1 protein-coding gene is annotated in these 824 nt (G+C 64.6%); it reads left to right on the top strand.

Annotated elements, in window-relative coordinates; all coding sequences use genetic code 11:
• On the top strand, positions 1–824 hold an 824-nt coding region (locus JJD74_RS30590; protein WP_200618107.1), incomplete at both ends, for an insulinase family protein.

Below are 824 nucleotides of genomic sequence, written 5' to 3'. Positions count from 1 at the left end.
TCCCACGCCTTTGCCTTTGATCGCCTGCAGGTCGAAGGCTATATGCTGCCCAACGGCCTGCAGGTGCTGCTCAAGCCGGGCACCGAACGCGGGCATGTGGCGATCCGCCTGGTGGTGGGCGTGGGCCTGGATGACTTCAGCTGCGCCGACAAGGAACTGCCGCACCTGCTCGAACACCTGCTGTTCAGCGGCATCGACGGCGGCGGCGAAGGCGCGCTGGAAGAACAGATGCAGGCCCTGGGCGGGGAGTGGAACGCCTACACCAGCAATGCCGACACCACCTTCGTCATCGAGGCCCCGGCGCGCAACCAGCGCAAGGTGCTGGACCTGCTCAAGGCGATCCTGACCCGTACCGAACTGAGCGATGCCGCGATCAACGCCGCCAAGCAAGTGGTCGAACGCGAAGACGGCGGTCACTATTCGCACCTGCAACGCCTGTTGGATCGCCAAGACCTGGGCCATAACGCCAGCCACCAACTGGCGGTGGAACTGGGTCTTAAATGCGCCGAGCGCGCCGAAGCCGGCTACCTGACCCGTGCCCAACTGGAGAAAGTGCGCCAGGACTGGTACGCCCCCAACAACATGACCCTGATCATCGTCGGCGATCTCGACAAACTGCTACCGGCCTATCTGGAACGCACCTATGGCCAGCTCGAGCCGGTAGACCCCAGCGAGCATCGCCTCTTACCGCAAATCCAGGGCACCGCCGCCAGCCATCGCGACCTGATCCGTGGCTGGGTCGGCGACGGCGCCAAACTGCACTGGCTGTTCCCCGAGCCGATGCTGGACGACCAGCACGACGCCACCTACGACCTGCTCAAGGA

The sequence above is a fragment of the Pseudomonas sp. MF6776 genome, from assembly GCF_016613125.1.
Lineage (GTDB): Bacteria > Pseudomonadota > Gammaproteobacteria > Pseudomonadales > Pseudomonadaceae > Aquipseudomonas > Aquipseudomonas iridis.
The sequence above is the reverse complement of the archived record's forward strand: the minus strand, read 5'-3'. Positions and strand labels throughout refer to the sequence as shown.